General features: G+C 72.7%; 1 protein-coding gene. It reads left to right on the top strand.

The features are described from left to right. Positions 1-1,095: 2-oxoglutarate dehydrogenase, E2 component, dihydrolipoamide succinyltransferase (gene sucB / locus ACFVGS_RS37360; RefSeq protein ID WP_385696938.1), on the top strand; the 1,095-nt coding region annotated here is incomplete at its 5' end. Between the last annotated feature and the right edge of the window lie 176 nt (positions 1,096-1,271).

Below are 1,271 nucleotides of genomic sequence, written 5' to 3'. Positions count from 1 at the left end.
GCTCCGGCTCCGGCCGCCGCCGCCGCCCCGGCTCCGGCGCCCGCCCCGGTGGCCCCGGCCGCCCCGGCGCCCGCTCCGGCTCCGGTCGCCCCGGCCGCTCCCGTGGCCGCCCCGGCCCCGGTCACCCCGGCCCCGGCCGCCCCTGCCCCCGCCGCCGCACAGCCGGCGGAGGACGGCGCGTACGTGACCCCGCTGGTCCGCAAGCTCGCCACCGAGAACGGTGTCGACCTGGCGTCGGTCAAGGGCACGGGCGTCGGCGGCCGCATCCGCAAGCAGGACGTCCTCGCCGCCGCCGAGGCCAAGAAGGCCGCCGCCGCTCCGGCCCCGGCCGCCGCGGCCGCGCCGTCGAAGGCTCCGGCCCTGGAGGTCTCCCCGCTGCGCGGTCAGACCGTCAAGATGACCCGCATGCGCAAGGTCATCGGCGACAACATGATGAAGGCGCTCCACGGCCAGGCCCAGCTGTCCTCGGTCGTCGAGGTCGACATCACCAAGCTGATGAAGCTGCGCGCCCGCGCCAAGGACGCGTTCGCGGCCCGTGAGGGCGTCAAGCTCTCCCCGATGCCGTTCTTCGTGAAGGCGGCGGCCCAGGCGCTGAAGGCCCACCCGGTCATCAACGCCCGGATCAACGAGGACGAGGGCACCATCACGTACTTCGACTCGGAGAACATCGGCATCGCCGTGGACTCCGAGAAGGGTCTGATGACGCCGGTCATCAAGGGTGCGGGCGACCTGAACATCGCCGGCATCTCGAAGGCCACCGCCGAGCTGGCCGCCAAGGTCCGCGGCAACAAGATCACGCCGGACGAGCTCGCCGGCGCGACCTTCACCATCAGCAACACCGGTTCGCGCGGTGCGCTGTTCGACACGATCATCGTCCCGCCGAACCAGGTCGCCATCCTGGGCATCGGCGCCACGGTCAAGCGTCCGGCCGTCATCGAGACCGCCGAGGGCACCGTCATCGGCGTCCGCGACATGACCTACCTGACGCTCTCCTACGACCACCGTCTGGTGGACGGCGCCGACGCCGCCCGCTACCTGACGGCCGTCAAGGCGATCCTGGAGGCCGGCGAGTTCGAGGTCGACCTCGGTCTGTGAAGGCACGGGGCTGAACGCGGCCGGAAGGCAACGTAACAAGCCTCACCTGCGGCGGCCCCCCCCCGGGGGGGTTACCGGGGGGGGGGGCCGCGGTTTGTTTTGGTTGGTTGTAGAGGCCGAAGGGGGGGCCCCCGTGACATTAGCCTGGGCCGTTGGCGTGGGGGGGCGTTTCGGGG

The sequence above is a fragment of the Streptomyces sp. NPDC127114 genome (genome assembly GCF_042677525.1).
Classification (GTDB): Bacteria; Actinomycetota; Actinomycetes; order Streptomycetales; family Streptomycetaceae; genus Streptomyces.
Note: the sequence above shows the minus strand (reverse complement) of the source record. Positions and strands in the feature narration are given on the sequence as shown.